A 22,211-nucleotide genomic window follows, 5' to 3' on the forward strand; every position below is an offset into this window, starting at 1 on the left:
GCGCCATCTCGGCGCCTCGCGCTCAACTGGGCATGCCGGCTGCTATGCCCGTCTAGGGCGTGTTCTGAGTTGAGATCACGGGAGGGCTGGCAGGCTGCGTAACCAGAGGATGGATCCGCGCAGGTGGAGTCCTGCGGCGTAGCTCTCGGGTGTCTTGTCGTACCGGCTGGCCAGTCCCCGCCATTCCTTGAACTTGTTGATGGCGCGCTCGACCGTGTTGCGATCTTTGTAGAGCGTGGCGTCGTGGCTGACCGGGCGGCCGCCGGAACGTCCCTTCTTCCTGCGGTTGGCGGCCTGGTCGGTCTTTTCCGGGATCACTGCCTTGATGTTGCGTCTGTGCAGGTGGGCGCGGTTGGCGCGGGAGGAGTACGCCTTGTCTCCGGCGACCGCGTCCGGCCGTGTCCTGGGGCGGCCGACCGGGACGCGCACCTTGATCTTCTTGAGGACCGGGATGAAGCGCGGGCTGTCCGCGGACTGCCCGGGGGTGAGGATGATGGCCAGCGGGCGGCAGCGTCGCTCGACGGCGAGGTGGACCTTGCTGGTGAGCCCGCCCCGGGAGCGGCCCAGTTCGGCGGCCCGCAGTCGGGCCCTGCGGCGTCGGCGCACGGCGCGGCGCTGTTCCCGCTCGGGGTCCTCCCTGTCCGCGGACCCCTCACCTACGGGGTTGTTTTGCCCCTTTGCTGCAGCCCCTTTTCTTCCGCCACGGCCTTCTCCAGGTCCTCAAGGAGCTCCGGGTCGACGACCATGCCCGCCGCGTGGTGATGCGCGCGGGCAACGGTCGAGTCCACGCTGACCAGGCTGAGATCGACATCGTCGCGGGCCGCCGCCTCGGCGATCATCGTTTCCATGAGGGCCTGGAAGACTTCGCCATGCGCCCACATCCGGAACCGGTCGTAGATCGTCGACCAGGAGCCGTAGCTCTCCGGCACATCCCGCCAGGGGCTGCCGGTGCGGAACCGCCACATCACCGCGTTGAAGTAGCTGCGCAGGTCAGGGATCGGTCCGAACGCCCCCAGCGGCAGGTGCGGCTCGATCAACTCCCACTCGGCATCGGTCAGATCACCACGAGTCACGCGACCGGTCTACCGCAGCCAGCGCCCTCCTGAAGCGGGAATGACCGATCCCGTGATCTCAACTCAGAACAGGCCCTAGTCGGCCTCGCCGTCTTTCACCAGGACGATGAGGTCGCCGTTAGGTGTCCCCATGACCGGGTATCCCAGGGAGGTCATCAAACCCGAGACGGCAGCCTGCACCGCAACCTGCATGCCGCCCCTGCAATCACCGCCAGACTGGTCAGCAGCCAGCGCAGCGAATCCGTCAGACGTCGCCCAGGCGACCAGCACCCCGGCAGGGGTCCCACTGACCTGGAGACCGGTCATCCGGCGATCTACTCCGCCGACCACCTCAAATCCCGCCTGGTTCAGAGCATGCCGAACCCGCGCGACAAGCTCATCCACCTCACACGACACATTCCTCGTTTGCCCGCAGCCGGGCCCTTCACACCCACGCGCGCGGGGGACTTTGAGAAGCCGTTGTCTTTCCGAGCTTGAGGACTGCATTTCCGCTGGTCAGGCATGGGGGCGGCGGTTCCGTTGCAGTGGTGACCTGTTGTGTCGTCGCTCCAGTGGAGGTCAGGAATGCCGTCGGTCGTTGGACTGCTGGAACAGCGCGAGTGCGCCGCTCGCCGTCGTGTGGACGAACTGCGGGAGGAGGCCGATCGGATCCAGGCCGAGTTGTCCGTGGCCGAGCACGATTGGAACGAGTGGGTCATCGCTCGCTTGCGTGTCCGCGAGGTACTGGCCCCAGGCGAGGGTGACGTCGCCGGTCCTGATATCGCTTTGGACCTGCCGAATGGCGGTGAACAGCCGTTGCCCGCAGGGGCTTTGGAACCAGCGAAGTCGAAGTCGATGGTGCCGATGTGGCGTGCGGGGCTGGCCTGGTCGGCGCTGTCGGTGGACTACCAACGCATCCTGCGAGTCCTTGCCGACCGCGACCGACTTGGTCAGGGTTCGCTTTCCTGCCAGGAGATGGCCGTCTGCTTCGGCCTGGAGGTCGTGCCGGCAAAGGTGGAAGCGTTGCGGTCGAAGGCGAAGCGGATGGTGGCCCGGGGGTGGCTGGTCGAGCCGGTGCCGGGTCGGTTCACGCTCTCGCAGGCCGTGGCCGGACAAGGCGAGGGACTGTGAACGGCGACCTCAGACCCGCAGGGTTTCTCCCTGGGGGTCGTAGCAGACGAGCCCGTGCTCGCGTGCCAGGGCAGCCGCATACTCGGAGACTTCCTCCGCTCTGCTATAGGACATGAGCAGATAGACGATCGGGCCCGATGCCTCGCCCATGACGGGCGGTGACGCCCAGGGACTGCCGGCGACATCATCTGGATACCGCTCGACGAGTGCCTCGACATAGGTCTCGATGCGCGGCGAGAGCTCGGCGATCACGTCTTCAGAATCGAGGTAGCGCTCGTAAAGCGCGTCGAAGACAGCGCCGGCTTCGTCGCCGCGCGGCAGCTCTCCATCCCACACGGCCAGGTCGTAGCTCATGTGCGAATGATCTCAGGTGCCCACCTGGCCTGTGCCAAAAGCCCCGGCGCCGGAGGGGTTCACACCCGCGAGGGGCGTGGCCGGGCAAGGCGGCGGGTCATGAGCAGGGTCATCGACCAGTAGATCATCGCTTCGGCGCTGGAGGTGCGGCGCTCGAAGTCACGCACCAGGCGGCGGGTGCGCATCAGGTGGGCGAAGAACCGCTCGACGATCCACCGCTTGGGCAGGACCACGAAACCGCGCATGTCGTCACTGCGTTTGACGACCGCGATGACCAGAGCAAGCGCGGTCAGGCAGCGCTTGATCAGGCTGCCGGTGTAGCCGCCATCAGCCCAGACCAGCTCCAACCGATGGTGCGCGTCGACGACCCGCGCGAGCAGGGTCTGCGCGGCGGCGCGGTCGCCGGTGTCCGCGGGGGTGACCTGCACGGCGAGTAGCAGGCCGAGGGTGTCAACGACGGCGTGGCGCTTGCGGCCGTTGATCAGCTTTCCGCCGTCGAAGCCGCGGCTGTCGGCGCCGACGACTGCGTCCGCCTTGACCGACTGGGAGTCGATCACGCCCGCGCTCGGCTCCGGATCCCGGCCCGCCTTTTCGCGGACCCTGCCGCGCAGCCGGTCGTGGAACTCGGTGACCAGGCCGTGGTCGCGCCAGCGGCGGAAGAAGGCGTAGACCCGGTCCCACGGCGGGAAATCGGACGGCATCGCCCGCCATTTGGTTCCGTTGTCGACCAGGTAGCGCACCGCGTCCAACATCGCCCGGTGGCAGTACGCCTCCGGCTGGCCGCCGCGTCCCTGCAGCCAGCCCGGCACCGGCAGCAGCGGACGGACTACGGCCCACTCCGCGTCCGTCATGTCAGTGGGATAGCGCCGCTCGCGCGTGCCGTTGTCCGCGGCGTTCCCGAACCGGTGCGCGAGGCAGTCACACGACGGGGTGACCGAACTGGACCCGACTGGCCCGAGGGCGTACAAATGCGGCAACAGGGCTCCCTGGACAGCTTGTTGGCGTAGACACCCACCCAGCTACCAAGGGGCCCTGTTCTCCATGCCCGACACTCGCCGCGATCACCCGAACGAGACTCCCGTTCGACCAACACCGCTCAAGATCGGAACGACAACAGCCACTGAGGTTCCCCCGAGATGCGGAGTGTGTTGACAGAGGGTCAGATGGGACTCATGAGAGGAACATCGACCATGGCTGCCCCCAGGAAGTACTCGCTGGAGTTGCGTGAGCGTGCGGTGCGGATATACCGCACCGCCGAACCGAAGCCCCAAATCAAGAAGCTCGCCGTCGACCTCGGCGTGCATCCGGAGGCGCTGCGCGGCTGGATCCGCCAGGCCGAGGCGGACGCCGGCGAGCGGGATGATCGGCTGACCACCGATGAACGCGCCGAACTTGCCGCGCTGCGCAAGGAGAACATCCAGCTCAAGCGGGCAAACGAGGTCCTGCGGACGGCCTCGGCGTTTTTCGCGGCGCAGCTCGACCCGACCCGGCCCAGGTGACGGCGCTCGTTGACGAGCACCCGCACCTGGGGGTCGAGTGCGTACTCCGGGAACTCTCCATCGCCTCCTCGACGTACTACCGCTGGCGTCGTGCCGAGCGCGAGCCGTGCGAACGCCGGCGCCGGGACGTGGAACTCACCGGGCAGATCAAGGAGATCCACGCCGACTCGGGCGGGATCTACGGCTCGCCGCGCGTGCACGCCGTGCTCAAGCGCGAGGGCGTCCGCGTGGGCCGCAAACGGGTCGAGCGCCTGATGCGCGAGGCCGACATTGCGGGCATCAGCCCCCGCCGAAGCGGCTTCACACGCCGCGATCCCAAGGCCACACTCGCCCCGGATCTGGTCGAGCGGGACTTCACCGCATCCGCGCCGAACCGGCTGTGGGTCACCGACCTCACCATGATCACCACCGGTGAGGGGCCCTTGTGGCTGTCCGCGATCCGGGACGCGTTCTCCCGCCGGGTGGTCGCCTGGGAAACCTCCGCCCGCGCGGACGCCGACCTGGTCCTGACCACCCTCGAGTACGCCCTTGCGAGCCGGGAAGTCGAACCGGGCAAGCTGGTCCACCATGCCGATCACGGCTGTCAATACACATCCGTGAAGCTCACAACTCGGCTACTACGAGCGGGAGTTGAAGCATCCATGGGCTCGGTCGGGGACAGTTACGACAACGCTCTCGCGGAGAACCTGTGGATGATCATCAAGACGGAGTGCATCCGCGGCCGCGTCTTCGCCACCCGGGCCGAGGCGAATCTCGCGCTCTTCGAGTACATCGACGGCTTCTATAACTCCCGGCGCATCCAGAAGCGGCTCGGCTACCTCAGTCCGGTCGAGTTCGAGGAGAAGCGCTACGCCGACCAGGCAACGGCCGAACGAACGAACCTGAAACGCCGTCAACCCGCCCTGACCAGCTGATCAGCACCTCCCGCACACCGGGGGAACCTCACTTCGTGGACGATCTGTAAGGCTCGCGAGGTCAGCACCACACAGATGTGTTGACCTCATGGTGGCGGGCGATCACCCGTGACACTTGAAACCCACGTTGTGCTGGAGAAAGTGACCCCCCGAACGTGGGGCGGGCCGCCTGCCCCCCAGGGGAGGTACGCGGGCGGCATCGTGCAGGGGCAGGGCCGTCCCCGTCCCCGTGACGGGTCTGCCCCTGCACGTCTCTCCCGGAGAACGGGGCAACCCGTCTCATGCACTGCCAACCGCCTTGGCCTGGCGAGTGCGCCTGCGCCCCGATGCGGTACAGCAGCGAAGTACAGCACTCCACCGACCGTCATCGGCCGATCCTCACTTTCAAAGCCGGCCCGAGCCTCTATGACCCCCGATGGCCGATCCACATACAGTCGCCGACCCGGCCGATAGAGCGGTCACCGCGTTGAAACGGCTCGACGACCTCTGCCTTGAACTCCGGCCTAAACGAGCGGCGAGGACGCGGCTTCTTCTTCCCCATGCTCTCCATCCTCTGAATCTTCGCAGGGAATCCCGGACTTCAGGCCGGGCGGGAATGCGATCCTCGGTCCGGAGGCGCGAAGCGCCGGAGTTCTCTGCGCCTGCGGGGTGACGGTCAGGCCGGTCGCTTCTGGTTGTTGATGTAGTCCTTGACGATGCTCAGTGGTGCGCCGCCGCAGGAGCCCGCGAAGTAGGACGGGGACCAGAACACGGACCCGGTGCCAGTCCGGTTGATCCGGCCGGCGTACTCCGCGCGCAGGTAGCGGGAGCTGACGCTCTTGAGGCTGTTGACGAGTTTGGACAGGGCGATTTTCGGCGGGTAGTGCACGAGCAGGTGGACGTGGGCGCCTTCGCCGTTGAACTCCCGCAGCTGTGCGCCGAAGCCCTCGCACACGTCCCGCATGATCGCCTCGCAGCGCGTCAGCATCTCGTCGTTGAAGACTTCACGCCGGTACTTGGTGACGAACACCAAGTGTGCATGGAGGTGGTGGATGACGTGGTTTCCCCGACGGATATCGGGATCTGGTTCCCAGCGTGGTGACATACGCCAAGGGTATTAGGATGGGGTGAACTCGACCGGAGGGGGCGGGCGTTGGGGTGATCCGTGCGTACAAGTTCCTCATGCGGCCCACCGTCCGGCAGGCTCAGGCACTCGGCGAGATGCTGCGGGATCACTGCTCCCTCTACAACGGGGCGTTGCAGGAACGCCGTGACGCCTACCGGCATGTCTCGAAGACGAGCGTCAGGTACGGGATGCAGTCCGCGCAGCTCAAGGGGATCAGGGCGTTCGACCCGGAGCGTCAGGGCCGCTGGTCGTTCTCCTCGCAGCAGGCCACCTTGCGCCGTCTCGACAAGGCGATGCAGGCGTTTTTCCGCCGGGTCAAGTCCGGTGAGACGCCTGGCTATCCGCGTTTCCGTGGGGTGAACTGGTTCGACACGGTGGAGTTCCCCAAGGACGGGGACGGCTGCCGGTGGGACTCCACCCCGCACGATCCTGTTACCCGCGTCCGCTTCCAGGGTGTCGGTCACGTCAGGGTCAACCAGCACCGCGCCGTGGCCGGGCGGGTCAAGACCGTGTCGGTCAAGAGGGAGGGCCGTAAGTGGTTCGTGGTGCTGAGTGCCGAGCAGGACCAGCCGGAGCCGCTGCCCGCGACCGGCTCCGTGGTCGGGATCGACCTGGGCATCGCGAACTTCCTCGCCGACTCGAACGGCGGGTTCGTGCCCAACCCGCGCCACGGCCGCCGGGCAGCCGGGAAGCTCCAGGCAGCGCAGCAGGCACTGTCCCGGTTCCCGCGTGTCCGCCGGGACAAGCGCACCGGCAACCACCAGCGCGCCGTGGAGAAGGTCGCCCGGCTCCACGGCAAGGTGCGCCGCCGGCGGCTCGACCACGCGCACAAGACCGCGCTGGGCCTGGTCCGCGCGCATGACGTCATCGCGCACGAAGACCTCAGGATCCGCAACATGAGCAAGGCCCCCGCACCGAAGCCCGACCCCGGCCGGCCGGGCACCTTCCTGCCCAACGGGACCGCCGTCAAGGCCGGGCTCAACACGTCGATCAGCGATGCCGGTTGGGGGGTGTTCCTGACGATCCTGCACGCCAAGGCTGAAAGCGCCGGACGGGAAGTGATCGCCGTGGACCCCCGCAACACCTCCCGCACCTGCCCCGCATGCGGGCACACCGCGAAGGAGAACCGGCCCACACAGGACAAGTTCCACTGCCTCGCCTGCGGCCACAACGCCCACGCCGACACAGTGGGAGCCACCAACGTTCTACGGGCCGGGCTGGTCCGTCGCGACGCCAACCCAGCATAGCGAGAAGCCCCCGGCTTCAGCCGGGGGAGGAGTCACGATGGAAATCATCCTTCCGGGGCCGAAGCCCCCGGGTGTGTCAATTTAACGGCTGATCTTGGTTGTTGAATGGTCAGTTGTTGCTCGGGGTCAGACACTCCATGTCGTTGGGATGTCTGGGCTGCCGCGCTCGCGTACACGGACGACGGTGAAGCGGTCGGCTACGCGTACGGCAACGTCATCGACTCCGACGATCGCTGGTGGAAACGAGTCACACCCACTCCTGCCAGCAAGTACATCGATCGACTGGCCGTAGCACTGAAAGAGCTTGGCGCGCGGGTGCCGTGGCGGAAGACCGGAACTGCGCGACGCCTTCATGACTCGCTGCTGGCGGCGTATGTCAACGAGCCGTACGTGACGCTGATGGTGAATCCTGCCGCCGGAGACGGCAAGGTTCAGCGGCTCTACGAGTCGTGGGGGTACTGGAGCATCGGCACGAGCCAGCCGTCTCCGGAGTCCCCGGTTCTCACGGTGATGATTCGCCCGACCCTGGGGCGTTCGTCTCTTGCTTGAAGCCACCCAAGGACGGGCCCCACTGGGTGATCACGGGGCCCGCCAGGATCGGAGACGATCCGCGATGTCGAAGGTGTCCAGACGCAGGGCCTTGATGTCCTCGATGAGCTGGATCCACTGCTCTTGGCTCGCGGCTACGGTCTCGCCGGACGCCTCGATGTAGCCTACGGCGACGCCGTATCCGTACAACTCGTTCCTTGCGGGCAGCGGCCGCTGCAGCACGATCGTGTCGAGCAGCGCGGCTGCCCGCCAGTAGGCATCCGGCTCGCCCACATCCAGGTGCGGCGTGTTCACCCGGTGACGGGCAACGGCCGCGACCAGCGCCGAGTAGTCACGGATCTGGAGATCCTTGCCGAGCACGCGCTCTTGCCGGTCGAGGAGCCACCGGACGTCGATGAACAGTTCCAAGATCAGGCCGCCTGGCTACGGGCGGGCGCGGCGGGGAGGCCGCCGAATGCCTTGTCGAAGGCGTCGACGAAGCCCGGACGGTCGATCGCGGCGTCGAACGCGGCGGTCGCTCGCCCAAGCAGCGCCTGGTGCTCCTCCTGCCGGGAGAGGTCGTCGAGGTAGGCGGCCAGACTCATGCCGCGGGCCTTGGCGAGGGCGGCGAGGCGATCCCTCGTGGTCGTGTTGATCCGTACGCTGGTGTCAGCCATGCGACCAGTATGCACCCGCGCATGCGTTTGCGCATACACCCGCCTCTGACCTGCGCCCCTACGTAGCCTCCGAGGGCTCCTTGAATCTCCTGAGGAGCGGGACGGCGTCCAGCGGGTTGGTCTCGGTGGCGTCCACGGTGTCGGCGGGCCGGTTGTAGCGGGAATCAGGGAGAGGAGACTTCTCGCCCCAGCCGCCGGCCTCGCGTTGGTCGAGGGGCACCTTGGCGCGCTTCGTGTGGTGTTCGGCCAGTCCGCAGGGAGTGGCTGGTGACCCTTCAGGCCGTTGACGTACTTCACCCTGGCGGCGGCCGCGCGCTTCTTCTCGGTCTCGTTGGTCGCCCGGCCGGACAGGTGCAGCCCTCGCACCGTGGCGTTGCCGCGATCCTTGCGTGAACAGCGTCTGGGCGAGGACGTGGCCTGCGAGGCTCCAGCGGCCATCGGTGGCCGCTGGGTTGAAGGTGCCGCATCGCCCCGCTCGTGGTGATCTGGCTGAGGGGTACACCGGACAGGATCCGGCTGTACGTCAGGCCGGTATCGGCCGCCGCGATGGGAGATGGGGGAGGCAAGGCAAGAGTTGATGCAACTGTTGCCCTACGTGGGCGGTGCGCCTCACCGTGCGGAACAGGTTTAGCGGTGATGTCGCGGGGGGTGCCATTTTGCGTGTGTGCCTGCTGGGAATTGGCCCTGGCGGTATGGCAACCTCTTGGAGGCGGAAGAAGGTGGGGGAGCACCATCGGTTAACACGCGTGCAGCGGTCCTTGATTGGTGTGGTCGTCGCCGGTGCGCTCGTCATCGCGGGTATCGGCTTCGCCGGTTCGTACGCGGCTGTGCGCGAGCTGGCCCTCAAGAAGGGCTTCGGGAACTTCGCGTACGTCTTCCCGATAGGCATCGACGCGGGTATCTGCGTCCTGCTCGCCCTGGACCTCCTGCTGACCTGGATCCGCATCCCCTTCCCGCTGCTGCGCCAGACGGCGTGGCTGCTGACGGTCGCGACGATCGCCCCCCTGGCCCGGCTCCACTCGGTGAACCGGCGGTGCCCGGTCGGCCCGGACGGACCGAAGACCGGCGGCAGTTGCCGCCAGGTACAGCCCGTCGTGGCCACGAACAGGATCGTCGCCAGCACTCGGTCGGTGGCGCGGAGGCGGGCACCGAGGTCGTCGGCGAGGGCGAGCAGGATGCGAGGCGCTACCGTCTGGCACTGTTCGATTGCAGCAGTAGTAATTCCGCTTCAACCCTCCGCGACCGTCACGCAGGCCGTTGCCGCCCTCCGGGCCCCCGAACACGATTGCGTGAGCTGGATGCGATCCTGCATGCATGAACCATCTCGGCGACGCGAACCTGCGCACCTGGACGCTGCGCGTTACGGCCCGACTAGGGCGCGTATCGAGTCGTGATCAACGGGTGGTCCGGGCGAGGTCTTTGATCCAGATCATCGAGGCGCGCAGGTGGAGGCCGGCGAGGTAGCTGTCCGGGGTCTTGTCATATCGGGTGGCGATGCCTCGCCAGGCCTTGAGCTTGTTGATCGACCGCTCGACGCTGTTCCGCTCCTTGTAGAGGTCGGCGTCGTGGCTGACGGGCCGACCGCCCTTGCCACCCTTCTTCTTTCGGTTGGCGGCCTGGTCCTTCTTCTCCGGGATCACTGCCTTGATGCCGCGTCGGCGCAGGTGGGCCCGGTTGCCGCGGGACGAGTAGGCCTTGTCCCCGGCGACCGCGTCCGGTCGGGTGCGAGGGCGGCCGACGGGACCGCGGACCCGTATCTTCCCCAGCACGGGGATGAACTGCGGGCTGTCTGCGGCCTGCCCCGCGGTCAGGACGAACGCCAGCGGGCGACACTTCCGGTCGGCCGCGAGGTGAACCTTGCTGGTCTGCCCGCCCCTGGAGCGTCCGAGGAGGGCGGCTTTCAGCCGCAGTTTGCGCCGACGCCTGAGGCGTCGCCGCTCGTCCCGCTCGGGATCGGTCTCGGCGTCCTGCCCGTTTTGTTCTTCGAGGCCGCCCCCTTTGACCTGGCCTTCTCCTCCTCGGCGGCAGCCTTCTCCAACGCGCTGATGACGTCCTCGTCCAGGTGCATCCCAGCAGCGTCGTGGTGAGCCCGCGCGGTGGTGGAGTCGACGCTGACCAGCGACAAGTCCACCTCGCCCCGCTTCGCAGCCTCCGCCATCAGGCCCTCCAGAAGCGCCTCGAACACGCCCGCGTCACGCCACTGCCGGAAGCGGTTGTGAACGGTCGACCAGGCACCGAACTCCTGCGGCATCTCCCGCCACTGCCCGCCCGTCTTGAAACGCCAGATCACACCCTCGAACTGCTGCCGCAGCCGCTCGGGATACGGACCGTACTCGCCGATCGGCAGGTACGGCCCAATGAACTCCCACTCCGTATCCGACAGTTGCACTCGCGTCATGCAAGACGATCTACCTGATCACGTCCCGTCACGAGGGTGAATCCCGCAGATTGATCACAACTCGCGCCCTAGGCGAAGGCGGCAGCTTCAGTCACGACGACCACCCCTAAGCTCGACCTCATGACCGCGTTCGACGACCTCACTCGCCTCATCACTCCGCCGGCGCAACCACTGTGGGCGAACGGAGACTGGAAGGAGGTGGAGGCAGCACTCGGCGTGGAACTCCCCTCCGACTTCAAGCAGTTGGTCGGAGCCTACGGGGCTTACCACTTCGCCGAGTTCTTGACGCCACTCACACCCTTTGGCGGGCAAGACCTGCTGGTCGGCCCGGCGAAGCGGCTGCTGGACCAGGAACGCAACTTCCGGGACAGCAACCCCGAAGACTGCCCGTACCCCTTCTATCCGGAGCCGGGCGGACTCCTGCCGTGGGCAGGAACCGACAACGGGGACCGCGTGTGCTGGCTCACTGACAGGAAGCCGGACGAGTGGACGGTCGTCTGCTGGAATCCGCGGGGCTGGTACTACGACGCGCATCCTGTGGGTGCGGTCGAGTTCCTGGTCGGCTGGCTGTCAGGACACATCAGCACCAACGTCTTTCCCGATGCCGCTGAGTTTGCCGAGGAGGAGTGATCCCCTGCTCACTTGGATTGATCGCGACTCGATACAGGCCCTAGTGCAGCGCCGCATTGATCTTGCGGGGGTTTGTGCCCCACCGTCAGCGCTACTGACGGCGGGCAGTGATGTGTCAGCTCTTGACGAGTACGGTCGCAAGGGCTGACAGCGCGGAGTTGGCCTGGGCTGCGTCAAAGGCTGCAGGGTCGAACTGGTCGGCTGAGTCGAGGCCGATCCATTCCAGGCGGTCTTCGTGTTCTTCGTGGCGGGGGTCGGCAAGGATCTCGATCAGGTAGTCGTATCCCCAGATACCGCCACAGTCCTCAGGCGGGCAGGCTCGGCGGCCGGTGAGGCATCGGGGGTAGGCGGTGTCGGCCTCCGCCTCGGTGACGTCCTCGATGAGGATGTCGTGTTCCCAGTCGTCGCCGAAGTCGTATGTGTAGCGGAGCCGGTCGCCGGCGTGGGGAGCCACCTGGCCGAGCCGTTTGGAGGCGGCGCTGCGGATGCCCAGGTCGCGGTCGGCGACGCCGTATCGGTCCTGTCCGCTTTCGAAGGCCCACATGTGGTAGTCCTCCCAGCCGAAGGCAGCCTGGACGACGTCGTGCAGCTCGCGCAGGGTGACGCCTGACGGCACCTCCAAGCGGCGCCAGATCGGCGGTCGGGAGTCCCGCAAGGTGATCTTGATCTTGTGCACGGTCTGACTCGGTGCGGTCCGCGAGTTCGGCTTCGCGCTCCTGCTGTTCGCCATGGCGGCCATCCTGCCATCCGTGCCGGCCGTGCCCAGGCGGGACGTGTGCCCCTGCTCGCGACAATGATCACCGCGAGTCGTTGAGTCGAAGGGGGGACAGCGCGTGCCGGTGGTCAGTCCGTTCCAGGTGGCCTGGGAGGGTGAACAGCACAAAGTGCTAGACGATTTGGCGCGTTCTCGGACTGCGCCGTTGCGCCGGGTGCAGCGGGCCCGGGCCGCGCTGTCCTGTGCGGAGGGCGTCGCGAACGCGGTCATCGCCCGCACCCTCGACGTGCATCTGGACACCGTGCGTCGCTGGCGTAAGCGGTTCGCCGCCGAGGGTCTGGCCGCGCTGGAGGACCGGCCCCGGACTGGCCGCTCCCGCCGCTACGGTCCCGACGTGCACCTGGCCATCGTCGCCACCGTCACCTCCGCCCGGCCCCAGACCGACAGCCAGTGGACTCACCGCTCCATCGCCCATCGCCTGGCCTCCACCGGGATATCAGCGTCCCAGATCGGGCGGATCCTGGCCGGCCTCGATCTCAAGCCGCACCTGGTGCGTGGCTGGCTCACCCGCCCGGAAGATCCGGACTTCTACACCAAGGCCGCCGAAGTCTGCAGCCTTTACCTGCGCCGCCCGCCCCACTCGGTGGTGCTCAGCGTGGATGAGAAGACCGCGATGCAGGCTCGCTCCCGCCGCCATCCCACGCGGCCGGCCCGCCCGGGCCAGGCCGAGCGGCGCGAGTTCGAGTACCGCCGCCACGGCACGGCCTCCATCGTCGCGGCCCTGGACGTGCACACCGGGCAGGTCCTGGTCGAGGACATCGCCCGCAACGACTCGGCCACCTTCATCGACTTCCTGCGGATGCTGGACCAGTCCATCGATTCGAAGCTGACGATCCACCTGGTTCTCGACAACGGGTCGTCCCATGTCTCGAAGGCGACCCGGGCCTGGCTGACCGCGCACCCGAGGTTCGCCGTCCACCACACGCCCAAACACGCCTCGTGGCTCAACCAAGTCGAGATCTTCTTCTCGATCCTGGCCCGCCGACTGCTGCGGCGCGGCGAGTTCACCTCACCCCAGGACCTCATCGGCCAGATCCGCGAGTTCACCCTCGCCTACGACGACGAGGCCCGCCCGTTCCGCTGGACCTACGACGGAACCCCGCTCAAAGCTGCATGACCCCCGCAAGATCAACGCGGCGCTGCACTAGCGGCCGACACCCAAGATCAACTTGCCTGGCTGGGCGAGCGTGAGCTGGAGACGAAGGACGTCGTTGAAGAGGTGGAGCTCATGTGCCGCGTGTCCGAAGGGCTCGCGGAGCGCGGAGCCTTCGAGCCTGAGGATCAGCGTCATCTTCGGGCCATCGGCCGTCGTATCGGCGAGATCGATGCCACCCGCCGCGTCGGTCCCTGGGACAACGCTCTGGCCACAGATTCGGCGTGGGACGACATTCGTTCTCTCGCTCGCCAGTTTCTCCTCACGAGGCTGGGCGACTGGCATCAGCCACTGCCACGCCTCGTGCCCCCACCCATGGGCGACCACTGAGCCGTCCAGGCCGCCTGTGCGACTCTGACACAGTCGGCGCCGCACACTAAATGGCGGGAACGTCGCGACTATGTTCGGACGGATGTCGGCAGGGCCGCCGCACACCGCCTGCCAAGCCCCGGGGGCCGCCTCTCGGGTCGAAACTCAAGCCGCGTTCGAATCCTCGGTGTGCTCTGACGCCTCCCGTAGCCGTGAACATCTGCTGTCCGTTCTCGGATCAGGCACAAATTCCGTGAGGAGGATCAACGGGGTTCGGTCTCGGTGACGTGGCGTCATTTGGGACCGTGGTGCGGTGTGATGAGCTCGTCGGTGATCTGTTTCCGCACCTCAGCGCGTTACTGCTGGAGCGCGTGTTCTTCGAGTGCGGAGTGATTCGCCTGATGGCGAGAACTCGGGTGGCTGAGGTCGCCTGCCCCGGATGTGCGGTGATGTCCAAGCGGGTGCACAGTACCTATGGAAGGTGCCTTGCCGACACGCCGGTTGGAGATCGACCGGTGCTGATCGAGTTGACCGTGCGGCGTCTGTACTGCGAGAACGTTCGTTGTTCGCGGCGTACGTTTGCCGAGCAGGTCGAGGGGCTGACCGTTCGCTATGGCCGTCGTACGCCTGCCGCCCGGCGAGTTCTGGAGGCTGTCGCCGTCGCGCTCGCCGGCCGGGCCGGGAGCCGTCTTGCTGCTGTTCTGCACGCTCCGGTGAGCCGGACGACGCTCGAGCCGGTCAACTGGGCGGCGACGCAGACGGGTTGGGCAACCGGCCCGGTTCGCGCTCAGCGGCGTCCGTGGCGGCGCTCGGCCCGGTTGCGGGGCGGGAGCGGTCGGGCGGCCTCGGCCCGCTCCTCCTGCTCGCGCACCCGGCGCTCGTAGTCCGCGCGGGCGCCGATCTCGGCGGCGGTGCGGCGCGCGAGCGTCGGGGCGGCCCAGGTGCCGATTGCCCAGGCGACGGTGGCGGGTAGGACGGGCGCGAGGAGCAGCAGCGTCCAGCGGCCGCCGGCGGCCGAGGCGGCGTTCCTGCGCTGCCGGGAACGGTGCTCCCGCCATGCCTGTTCGGGGGTGGGGATCTCCACCGGTGCGCGCCGGGTGCGCACGAAACCCGCGACGAGGCTGAGCAGGCAGGCGACCGCCGTCACCGCGTACACCGCGGTACGTGCAGAGCGGGGCACCCCCACCGCTTCCCAGAACCCCGCGTAGAAGGCGGTCACGACGAGCCCGGCGAACAGCAGCAGGGCGAGCTGGAAGCTGCCATGTGCGATCCGGCGCAGCCAGTACCCGGCGCCCCGGTCGAACCAGGTGGTGCCCAGGCGCGGAATCGCCGCCGGCTCCACCTGCTCCCCGGGGACGCCGTCCGCCGTACTTTTCATGTCGTCCCCACCAACATCAGAAGATCTTGTGCCACAGCGCCTTGGACTTGTCGCCGATCCAGTGGCCGGTGCCGGTCACCATACCTTCGCCCGCGTGCCACGCCTGGGCCCCGGAGTGGCCGATGCCGTACAGCGTTGCCCTTGCCGATAACCTCATCCGCCCTGGTCAGAGCCCGTGTGCCGTGATCTTCGTTCCGTCGGATGCTGAGGCCGGCGCAGTGCTCTGGCGGAGATGACGATCACCTCGGCATGATGGTCGCTCGTGCTGTTGAAACTCGCCTACCTGAGCGTGACCAACATGTTCGCGATGCTGCGACTGCTGCCGGTGAGCACCCGGGACAAGGATGTAGAGATCCTGGCTCTACGCCATCAGATCACCGTGCTGCAACGGCATCTGAACGGGCAGCGAGTCCAGTTCCCACCGGGGGATCGGGCGTTCCTGGCGGCGCTGCTGCATGACCTCCCGAAGGAGGCGCTGCTCCGTATGCGGTTGCTGGTGCGGCCGGACACGATCCTGCGTTGGCACCGTGACCTGGTCGCCCGCCGGCATGCCGCCCGATCCCGGCCCCACCGCGGGGGCCGACTGCGCACCGTCCGCTCCATCCGGGCCCTCGTACTGCGCCTGGTCCGTGAGAACCCGAGCTGGGGGTACCGGCGCGTGCACGGCGAACTGCTGGTACTCGGAGTGAAGGTAGCCGCGTCCACGGTCTGGGAGATCCTCCAGGACGCCGGCATCCCGCCGGCCCCCGAACGGGCGTCGAGCACCTGGTCGGACTTTCTGCGCTCCCAAGCGGACGTCCTTCTGGCGTGTGACTTCTTCGAGACCGTCACCTTGTCCGGGGCGCGGTTGTACGTCTTCGCGGTGATCGAGCACGCCAACCGGCAAATCCGGGTCCTGGGCGCCACTGCGCATCCCACCGCGGCCCGGGTGACCCAGGCGGCGAAGAACCTCGTCATGGACCTCGAAGACGCCGACTGCCGGGCAAGGTTCATGATCCGGGACCGGGACGGGAAGTTCCCCGCACTGTTCGACACCATCCTCACCAGCGCCGGCATCGAGGTAGTCCTCAGCGGCGTGCGAATACCGCGCATGAACTCGATCATGGAACGGTGGGTGCAGACCTGCCGCCACGAACTCTTGGACCGCACCCTCATCTGGAACCATCACCACCTGCTCCGCGCGCTGAGGGAGTTCGAGCAGTTCTATAACGGGCATCGACCGCATCAGGGCATCGCCGACGCCCGCCCACTGCACCCGTTGCCCCCACTGATCACCGATCCGGGGCAGATCGCCCGCCTCGACATACGAAAACGCGGCCGGCTCGGCGGCATCCTCCACGAGTACCAACATGCCGCGTGACCTGTACGGACGAAGTTTTCGGCAAGGACAACCTCCTGCGATGCGACCTCGGGATGTTCCCGGAGTTGGTCAAGGGCAGGCGGAATCAGCGATGATGCGTCGGCAGGCACGGTCTTCCACTCGGATCACGGGGCGTAGAGAACTTCCCAATGACGTTGTCAAGCCGTTGCCGTGACTGGTGGTGTGGCTTGGTAGCACGCTCCGTCGCGGATCATGGCCCACAGGACGTTGGCCCGGCGGCGGGCGAGTGCCAGCAGCGCCTGCTTGTGCCCCTTGCCCTCGGCCCGCTTGCGCTCATAGAACTGTTTCGAGGCGGGACAGTTCCGCAGGCTGGCGAAGGCCGAGAGGTAGAAGGCGCGGAGCAGGCCGCGGTGGTAGCGGCGTGGGCGGTGGAGGTTGCCGCTGACGCGTCCGGAGTCGCGGGGGACGGGTGCGAGGCCGGCGTAGCCGGCCAGGCGGTCGGCGGTGCCGAAGGTGTCCATGTCGCCGCCGGTCGCAGCGAGGAACTCCGCGCTCAGCATGGTGCCCATGCCAGGCAGGCTCTGGATCACCTCGGCGTGCGGGTGCTCGCGAAACCGGGCCTCGATAAGGGCTTCGAGCTCGGTGATCTCCTCATCAAGGGCCATCACCCCCTTCGCCAGACGGGCCACCATGGTGGCCGCGAGTTTCTCGCCGGGCAGTGCGGTGAACTGGGCCTCGGCGGCCTCCACGACGGTCCGGGCCAGGGCCGCGCTGTTGCGGACCTTGCGGTTCTTCAGCCACGCCGCGATCCGGGAGGCACCGGCGCGACGGATCGCGGCCGGGGCCTGGTAGCCGGTCAACAACAGGACCGGCCCCTTCTTCGTCAGGTCCAACGAGCGTTCCAACGCAGGGAAGATTTCCAGGAGTTGGGCGCGCAGTCGGTTGATCTGCCGGGTCCGGTCGCAGACCAGATCGGTGCGGCGGGTAACCAGAGTGCGCAGGTCGACCGATATCTCGTCGCCGGGCCGCAGGACACCGAGGTCGGTGCGCATGCGGGCCTGGTCGGCGATGACGAAGGCGTCCTTCGCGTCGGTCTTGGCCTGGCCGCGGTAGCCGGCCGAGGCGCGGTGGATGGCCAGGCCGGTGATGTAGGTGATGTGCTGGTCGTGGCTGACCAGCAGACCGAGCAGGAGCGCGGCCCCGCCGTGGTTGATGTCCACCGCCCACAGCACATCCCGCGACAGCTCCAGTACGTCAGCGATGAGCTGGAGCAGTTCAGCCTCGTTGTTCAGGATCCGACGCGACAGCAGTCTCTTGCCTTGGGCGTCGATCACCACGCAGTGGTGATGTTCCTTGCCGATGTCCACTCCGGCCCAGATCTCGGGCACAGCCCCTCCGTCAGCTCGTCGTACACCAACCCAGCAGACGACCTCGCCGACGTTGTCCTACAAAGCGATCGCGTCGCGTCTCCCAATTAGCGGTCGAGTCGTCGCGGGGTTTCGGGCGGCCAAGTTCTCTGAGCCATCCAGCGGCGACTCCATGACAGCCATACCCGGAACCCCTGGGCCCCGCCGATCTTACGAATGACCAGCTCAGACCCACATCAAGAAAGGTAGGACTCCATGATCTTGGAAACCGTGCCTGCACTGCTTCCCGCCCCCACAGAGCCGACAGGCCATCACGAACCGGGCGTCACACGACTACGCCGAAGCCCTGGGCCCGCATGCACGAGCGGGACGACCATGCGATGCCGGGAGGGAATTTCACTTCCAGCAGCGTCCAAACTCTTGCACATAGGTCGCGGCTGGGGTGTTCCACCCGGCGGCCGGATCTGCGCTACCCCACACCACTGTCAAGTACATGGTATCGAACTCCGGGTCCATCATGGTGTCGTGGTGCGATTTGCTGCCCATCCACCAGTCGAAAGCAGCTTTCGGTGTCACCTTCGGGTCGCCCCAACCCGTGTACGTGTTCTCGCCGATCTTCCACTTGGTGCAACCATTTCCGAAGCCAAGATCTTGAGCGCGTTTCTGGGGTGTCGACTTTGTCTCCGGGTTGATGTGTGGATCACATAGGGTGCTTTCATCTAGGCTGGTGTTGGGGTCATCTATCCTCTTCGTGCAGGTTGGATATTGGGCCACGGTCCCCCACCACCGCAACTGCGCTGCAGCGGTTGCATGGTCGTACGCGGCGCCAGCAAGTCCTCGTGGGCGCGGCCCTTTTCCGAGAAATTTGAAGGTTTGGACGTCCTTCAAACCGGCGAGGCGTCGGGCTTTGTCAACCTGACAGAGGACCGAATATTCCATCTTGCTGCTCTGCAACATGAACCTGACTCTCCCTATAGCCGTATCGGGAAAATCGGAACTCGGCCGTAACACCATGTTTTGGTCAGGACAGACGTCCGGGAACGGGGCGATCTCCTGTGATGCCACGGATGACGGCGGCGCGAAGGCAGTTGCCAAGGCGAGAGAAATCAGGAGCGACGAGATCACGGTCTTCTTGGCTTGCATGCTCGACTCCTTGCGGGCAGTCCCCCCTCCTTCGGAACGAGCCGGAAGGTGCGCCACATCCTGCGTGAGGGAGAACAGTTGGGTGCTCCGCCGCGATTGTCGAGAGCACCGTCGCACCGATGACCCTGCGCGACCACTACCGGCCGTCAGGCAGCCGCGGGTAACGCATGAGTGTCTTCAAGGAGCTGCGAAAGCAACTTGTGCGATAGCGTCCGCGATTCCGACGGATGAGCGCTCGTGCTCCGCTATGCCCTCGTCTCGACCTCACGCTGCGGCGTGATGCAACTCGTAATTCCAGATTGCACCCGTCCTTCCGAAGTCGCCAGTCCCCCGTACCTGCACCACGAGGGCCAGCCGCCCGGGTCTGGCCGCGGAGCTGCAGGACTGCTGGCCGCGCGATGGACTGCTCACGCTGCGTTATCGGTTAAACACTTCAGGCTCGTTCTCTTGGCGCTTGGTGCCTCCGGAGGCAGTGTCTGACCTGCGGTTCACTGTGTTCTGCGGGCGAGCGCCTGAGTCGATGGCGAAGGTGGCGACTGCAAGCCCCAACGCGACACTGGCCCTGGTGAGAGTCCCGGCATCGAGATCGAAGACGGCCGGGATGACCTGGAAGTGGCCTTGCGGAGGCTCCCGAGAGGAGCCCGAGCTGATCTGGGCCGCTTGGCGGAGCGGATCGACGGCGAGTGCGGGCGGCGTACTCTTCCGAACCCGGGTTGGGTGAGCGAGTGGACGGCGGGGCGCTGGTGGTGGTGGCGCATTCGGGAACGGTGGCACCGGTGGTCAGGAGCCCGAGGTGGCCTGTTGGCGGGCTTTGGCCGTGGCGAGCCGGTAGGAGTCGCAGCCGGTCTCGATGATGTTGCCGCCGAAGGTGAGGAGGTCCACGATGGCCGCGCAGAGTCTGGGGTCGGTGAAGGTCTGGGTCCATGAGGAGAAGGATTCGTTGGAGGCGATGGCCATGCTGTTCTTTTCCTCGCGCTCGGTCAGAACCTGGAACAGCAGTTCGGCTCCGCGTCGGCGCCGTCCGTAGCCACACACACCTCGTCCGACGGACTCTCAGTGACGCCCCGGTGCCGCAGCCGGAGCACACGATCCAGCGTTCCCGGCAGCGGTCGCACATCGGCTTGCCCGTCGCCTTCGAGATGGCGCCTCGGCCGGGCCGGTCGCAGATGCTGCAGCGCGGTTCGGGCCGGGGCCGACAGACCTGGCAGACCGGGCCGCTGTCGGTGATGGCGGCGACGCGATGCCGGTGCGTGCCCACTGCCCCGAGCTGGACGCCCTCACGCGGCGCGTCCGCTCCTTCGCGACCATGCTCAACGAGCGCCAAGGCAAACGCCTGCCCGAGTGGCTCGACGCTGTCCGGCAGGACGACCTGCCCAGCCTCCACACCCTCGCCGCGGGCATCGACCGGGACCGCGACGGCGTCATCGCCGGTCTCACCCTGCCTTGGAACTCGGGTCCCGTCGAAGGCCATGTCAACCGGATCAAGATGCGCAAGCGCCAGATGTTCGGCCGTGCCGGCTTCGAACTGCTACGCAAGCGGGTACTGCTCGCCTGAGCTGGCTGGATGAGTTACGGCTACTTCAGGAGCCGGAAGCCGGGCTGTTGGGCCCATGCTCTGAGGAACTCCGCTGAGCCGTAAGCGGCGGGCCACGGATCGGTCACCGTTGCGACGATGCCCGGAAGGCCGACCACTATTGGCACCTGGTCCTCCCGTAGTTCGGCGTTGGCGACGCCGCCGATCAAGTTCATGACAGCGGCGGTCAGCAGGGCCGTGACAACGTGATCGACGGGCCTGTTGCAGAAGGCGATGACGTCGACGGCATGAGTCGGGGTGAAGCCGATCAAGGGTTCCTGGTTGACTTCGTCGGCGTGCTCGGTCTCGAAGACGGCCTCGTCGCCGATACCGGGCCCCATGACAGAGACCATGATGGGCCGACGCCCATCAACACCCCCGGTGTCCGTGACGCCGAGGCTCTCCGCGTGAATGTTCACGTCGTACTCGCCGACCCGCTTCTCCTCAAAATGCGCTGAGGAGCGATCCAGGAACTCGCGGACTCGCTCGATCGACGCGCGGGGGACGACCTCCGCCAACTCGATCACCAACACAGGTCCGCTCATGGCTCGGAGCGTAGCCAGCCGGGATAGTCCTCCCCAACCGATTACTCAGTGTGCACGCCCCAAAAAACCAGAGCCGGTTCCCACCGACAAAGTCACCCGCGAGTACGGCGTCGTGCACAGCCCGGCCCGGGCCTCGAACAATCCGTCGGCGGCCGGAGCGGCCGCGCGGGGCGGTGCGGGGGTCAGCGGGCGAGGGTGACGGTGATGGGCGTGGCCTCCTGCAGACCCTGGCCGCTTGCGCCGCGCTGCTGGGACAGAGCTGTGGGGCTCTCGCGCCGCGTGGGCGCGGCCGGGCCCCTCTGGATCCCGTCACGCGGCGCGGCCTACGGCCTCGCTGGGGGTCAGCCGATGCCGGTGACCTGGAGTGCGGTGGTCCAGTTGTTCTTGATGGCGCTGCGGGCGGCGGACAGGGTGATGGTGCCGTTGCAGACGGCGTTCTTCAGTTTCGTCTCGGTGCCGTCTTTGGTGTAAGCGGTCTTCGTGCCGTAGTGCGGCTCGGGCCACAGGTTGCCGGGGTCGCGGGGCGCACCGCCGAGTTCCAGCGGCACGAGGTGGTCCTCCTCGTAGTCCGACATGTTGGTGTCGGAGTACCCGTAGTCGATGATGCCCTGTGCCTTGAGGGGGTTGGTGTAGGACGTGGGGGGCCGGACGGTGTCGGTCCAGCCGGACACGCAGATGGTGCTGTGGATGTTCGACTGGGTGACGTCGGGGTTGTACGAGCCGGGCGTGCAGGAGGAGTCGGGCAGCGGCAGGTAGGACTGGGAACAGGTGGAGGCGTGCGCGGTGCCGCTCACCGCGATGATGAGGCCGGCGGCGGCCATGCCGAGGGCGGTGGTGGTGGCGGTGACGCGGCGCAGAGGTCGCATAGGGGGTGTCTCCCGATTTTGGCCCGGAGGCGGGGTTCCGGGCGGCTGACGGAATGACAGCACCCGCCGGATCTATGCGGGTAGACGCAGGCGGTGAACATCTGGTGACCTGTACCTTCTCCATACCAGGGCATGGGCGATCCTTGCCCAAAGGCGCAGTTTCGCTTGGGACTTGAGGCGAACGGGCTGCCCGGTGGCGCACCCCGCATTCCGTCGTGCTTCTTGGCGCGGGCCCCGGCCGGTGTG

The 22,211-nt window shown here is 67.0% G+C and carries 24 protein-coding genes and 6 pseudogenes; 11 read left to right on the forward strand and 19 right to left on the reverse strand.

Features of this window, described 5'->3' with window-relative positions; all coding sequences use genetic code 11:
• Positions 1-75: 75 nt before the first annotated feature.
• Together SMIR_RS39065 and SMIR_RS39070 are read right to left on the reverse strand one after the other, a co-directional pair.
• Positions 76-1,073: pseudogene (locus SMIR_RS39065) on the reverse strand (IS5 family transposase).
• Between the two features lie 75 nt (positions 1,074-1,148).
• On the reverse strand, positions 1,149-1,457 hold the full coding sequence (locus tag SMIR_RS39070; RefSeq protein ID WP_168488547.1) for a hypothetical protein: 309 nt from the start codon (positions 1,455-1,457) through the stop codon (positions 1,149-1,151).
• A 180-nt stretch (positions 1,458-1,637) separates the two neighbouring features.
• On the opposite strand from SMIR_RS39070, the gene SMIR_RS39075 reads away from it, so the two are divergent.
• Positions 1,638-2,183, forward strand: a complete 546-nt coding sequence (locus SMIR_RS39075) for a hypothetical protein (protein ID WP_212728115.1) — start codon at positions 1,638-1,640, stop codon at positions 2,181-2,183.
• 9 nt (positions 2,184-2,192) lie between these two features.
• Here SMIR_RS39075 and SMIR_RS39080 read toward each other — a convergent pair whose 3' ends face one another.
• Both SMIR_RS39080 and SMIR_RS39085 read right to left on the reverse strand, forming a co-directional pair.
• Positions 2,193-2,537: a hypothetical protein gene (locus tag SMIR_RS39080; protein WP_168486692.1), complete on the reverse strand. Its 345-nt coding sequence runs from the start codon at positions 2,535-2,537 to the stop codon at positions 2,193-2,195.
• Between the two features lie 59 nt (positions 2,538-2,596).
• Complete coding sequence (locus tag SMIR_RS39085) at positions 2,597-3,388, reverse strand: IS5 family transposase (protein ID WP_248002597.1); 792 nt, start codon at positions 3,386-3,388, stop codon at positions 2,597-2,599.
• A 339-nt stretch (positions 3,389-3,727) separates the two neighbouring features.
• On the opposite strand from SMIR_RS39085, the gene SMIR_RS39090 reads away from it, so the two are divergent.
• Positions 3,728-4,036, forward strand: coding sequence for a transposase (locus tag SMIR_RS39090; RefSeq protein WP_212728116.1), 309 nt, complete (start codon positions 3,728-3,730; stop codon positions 4,034-4,036).
• On the forward strand, positions 4,033-4,950 hold the full coding sequence (locus SMIR_RS39095; protein WP_212728117.1) for an IS3 family transposase: 918 nt from the start codon (positions 4,033-4,035) through the stop codon (positions 4,948-4,950). Before SMIR_RS39090 ends, SMIR_RS39095 begins: the two co-directional genes overlap by 4 nt.
• Positions 4,951-5,605: 655 nt before the next feature.
• Here the strand turns inward: SMIR_RS39095 and tnpA are convergent.
• On the reverse strand, positions 5,606-6,034 hold the full coding sequence (gene tnpA / locus SMIR_RS39100; RefSeq protein ID WP_212728118.1) for an IS200/IS605 family transposase: 429 nt from the start codon (positions 6,032-6,034) through the stop codon (positions 5,606-5,608).
• A gap of 53 nt (positions 6,035-6,087) precedes the next feature.
• Here tnpA and SMIR_RS39105 point away from each other — a divergent pair, with 53 nt between their 5' ends.
• The gene (locus tag SMIR_RS39105; RefSeq protein WP_212728119.1) at positions 6,088-7,302 is read left to right on the forward strand and encodes an RNA-guided endonuclease InsQ/TnpB family protein; all 1,215 of its coding nucleotides are present in this window, start codon (positions 6,088-6,090) and stop codon (positions 7,300-7,302) included.
• A 105-nt stretch (positions 7,303-7,407) separates the two neighbouring features.
• Positions 7,408-7,851, forward strand: coding sequence for a GNAT family protein (locus tag SMIR_RS39110; protein ID WP_249938566.1), 444 nt, complete (start codon positions 7,408-7,410; stop codon positions 7,849-7,851).
• 30 nt (positions 7,852-7,881) lie between these two features.
• Here SMIR_RS39110 and SMIR_RS39115 read toward each other — a convergent pair whose 3' ends face one another.
• The 3 genes from SMIR_RS39115 to SMIR_RS39125 are packed head-to-tail and all read right to left on the reverse strand — an operon-like array spanning position 7,882 to position 8,727.
• The gene (locus SMIR_RS39115; RefSeq protein ID WP_212728120.1) at positions 7,882-8,259 is read right to left on the reverse strand and encodes a toxin Doc; all 378 of its coding nucleotides are present in this window, start codon (positions 8,257-8,259) and stop codon (positions 7,882-7,884) included.
• Between the two features lie 2 nt (positions 8,260-8,261).
• Positions 8,262-8,507 carry an antitoxin MazE7 gene (locus SMIR_RS39120; RefSeq protein WP_143606254.1) on the reverse strand — a complete coding sequence of 82 codons (246 nt, stop codon included), beginning with the start codon at positions 8,505-8,507 and terminating at the stop codon, positions 8,262-8,264.
• Between the two features lie 58 nt (positions 8,508-8,565).
• Positions 8,566-8,727 (reverse strand): hypothetical protein, encoded by a 162-nt coding sequence (locus tag SMIR_RS39125; protein WP_212728121.1) that lies wholly within the window; start codon positions 8,725-8,727, stop codon positions 8,566-8,568.
• 472 nt (positions 8,728-9,199) lie between these two features.
• On the opposite strand from SMIR_RS39125, the pseudogene SMIR_RS39130 reads away from it, so the two are divergent.
• Positions 9,200-9,508, forward strand: a pseudogene (locus tag SMIR_RS39130) (DUF2637 domain-containing protein); the annotation flags it as partial.
• 2 nt (positions 9,509-9,510) lie between these two features.
• Here the strand turns inward: SMIR_RS39130 and SMIR_RS45075 are convergent.
• Together SMIR_RS45075 and SMIR_RS39140 are read right to left on the reverse strand one after the other, a co-directional pair.
• Positions 9,511-9,636, reverse strand: a pseudogene (locus tag SMIR_RS45075) (transposase); the annotation flags it as partial.
• Between the two features lie 265 nt (positions 9,637-9,901).
• Positions 9,902-10,905 (reverse strand): annotated as a pseudogene (locus SMIR_RS39140) (IS5 family transposase).
• Between the two features lie 120 nt (positions 10,906-11,025).
• On the opposite strand from SMIR_RS39140, the gene SMIR_RS39145 reads away from it, so the two are divergent.
• On the forward strand, positions 11,026-11,535 hold the full coding sequence (locus SMIR_RS39145; protein WP_168487254.1) for an SMI1/KNR4 family protein: 510 nt from the start codon (positions 11,026-11,028) through the stop codon (positions 11,533-11,535).
• A gap of 115 nt (positions 11,536-11,650) precedes the next feature.
• Here SMIR_RS39145 and SMIR_RS39150 read toward each other — a convergent pair whose 3' ends face one another.
• Positions 11,651-12,265 (reverse strand): plasmid pRiA4b ORF-3 family protein, encoded by a 615-nt coding sequence (locus SMIR_RS39150; protein ID WP_212728122.1) that lies wholly within the window; start codon positions 12,263-12,265, stop codon positions 11,651-11,653.
• A 199-nt stretch (positions 12,266-12,464) separates the two neighbouring features.
• Here SMIR_RS39150 and SMIR_RS39155 point away from each other — a divergent pair, with 199 nt between their 5' ends.
• Positions 12,465-13,427 carry an IS630 family transposase gene (locus SMIR_RS39155; protein ID WP_249938653.1) on the forward strand — a complete coding sequence of 321 codons (963 nt, stop codon included), beginning with the start codon at positions 12,465-12,467 and terminating at the stop codon, positions 13,425-13,427.
• A 27-nt stretch (positions 13,428-13,454) separates the two neighbouring features.
• Here the strand turns inward: SMIR_RS39155 and SMIR_RS39160 are convergent, their stop codons facing one another.
• Entirely contained in the window at positions 13,455-13,601 is a 147-nt protein-coding gene (locus tag SMIR_RS39160) for a hypothetical protein (RefSeq protein ID WP_212728124.1), read from the reverse strand.
• Positions 13,602-14,173: 572 nt separating this feature from the next.
• On the opposite strand from SMIR_RS39160, the gene SMIR_RS39165 reads away from it, so the two are divergent.
• On the forward strand, positions 14,174-14,656 hold the full coding sequence (locus SMIR_RS39165) for a transposase family protein (RefSeq protein ID WP_283959588.1): 483 nt from the start codon (positions 14,174-14,176) through the stop codon (positions 14,654-14,656).
• Here the strand turns inward: SMIR_RS39165 and SMIR_RS39170 are convergent.
• The gene (locus SMIR_RS39170; RefSeq protein WP_212728126.1) at positions 14,560-15,150 is read right to left on the reverse strand and encodes a hypothetical protein; all 591 of its coding nucleotides are present in this window, start codon (positions 15,148-15,150) and stop codon (positions 14,560-14,562) included. The two genes, SMIR_RS39165 and SMIR_RS39170, sit on opposite strands and share 97 nt — an antisense overlap.
• A gap of 16 nt (positions 15,151-15,166) precedes the next feature.
• The gene (locus SMIR_RS39175) at positions 15,167-15,307 is read right to left on the reverse strand and encodes a hypothetical protein (protein ID WP_212728127.1); all 141 of its coding nucleotides are present in this window, start codon (positions 15,305-15,307) and stop codon (positions 15,167-15,169) included.
• A 105-nt stretch (positions 15,308-15,412) separates the two neighbouring features.
• On the opposite strand from SMIR_RS39175, the gene SMIR_RS39180 reads away from it, so the two are divergent.
• Positions 15,413-16,510 carry an integrase core domain-containing protein gene (locus tag SMIR_RS39180; RefSeq protein WP_212728128.1) on the forward strand — a complete coding sequence of 366 codons (1,098 nt, stop codon included), beginning with the start codon at positions 15,413-15,415 and terminating at the stop codon, positions 16,508-16,510.
• A gap of 158 nt (positions 16,511-16,668) precedes the next feature.
• Here the strand turns inward: SMIR_RS39180 and SMIR_RS39185 are convergent, their stop codons facing one another.
• The 3 genes and pseudogenes from SMIR_RS39185 to SMIR_RS39195 all read right to left on the reverse strand — a co-directional run.
• Entirely contained in the window at positions 16,669-17,859 is a 1,191-nt protein-coding gene (locus SMIR_RS39185) for an IS110 family RNA-guided transposase (RefSeq protein ID WP_168500378.1), read from the reverse strand.
• 375 nt (positions 17,860-18,234) lie between these two features.
• Entirely contained in the window at positions 18,235-18,981 is a 747-nt protein-coding gene (locus SMIR_RS39190; RefSeq protein ID WP_212728129.1) for a CAP domain-containing protein, read from the reverse strand.
• A 780-nt stretch (positions 18,982-19,761) separates the two neighbouring features.
• A pseudogene (locus SMIR_RS39195) lies at positions 19,762-19,995 on the reverse strand (ATP-binding protein); the annotation flags it as partial.
• 232 nt (positions 19,996-20,227) lie between these two features.
• Between SMIR_RS39195 and SMIR_RS43980 the strand changes: the two are divergent.
• Positions 20,228-20,536: pseudogene (locus SMIR_RS43980) on the forward strand (transposase); the annotation flags it as partial.
• A gap of 20 nt (positions 20,537-20,556) precedes the next feature.
• Here SMIR_RS43980 and SMIR_RS39205 read toward each other — a convergent pair.
• Both SMIR_RS39205 and SMIR_RS39210 read right to left on the reverse strand, forming a co-directional pair.
• On the reverse strand, positions 20,557-21,087 hold the full coding sequence (locus SMIR_RS39205) for a DUF6368 family protein (protein ID WP_212728130.1): 531 nt from the start codon (positions 21,085-21,087) through the stop codon (positions 20,557-20,559).
• Positions 21,088-21,440: 353 nt separating this feature from the next.
• The gene (locus SMIR_RS39210; protein WP_212728131.1) at positions 21,441-21,965 is read right to left on the reverse strand and encodes a hypothetical protein; all 525 of its coding nucleotides are present in this window, start codon (positions 21,963-21,965) and stop codon (positions 21,441-21,443) included.
• Between the last annotated feature and the right edge of the window lie 246 nt (positions 21,966-22,211).

The organism is Streptomyces mirabilis, from assembly GCF_018310535.1.
Classification (GTDB): Bacteria; Actinomycetota; Actinomycetes; order Streptomycetales; family Streptomycetaceae; genus Streptomyces.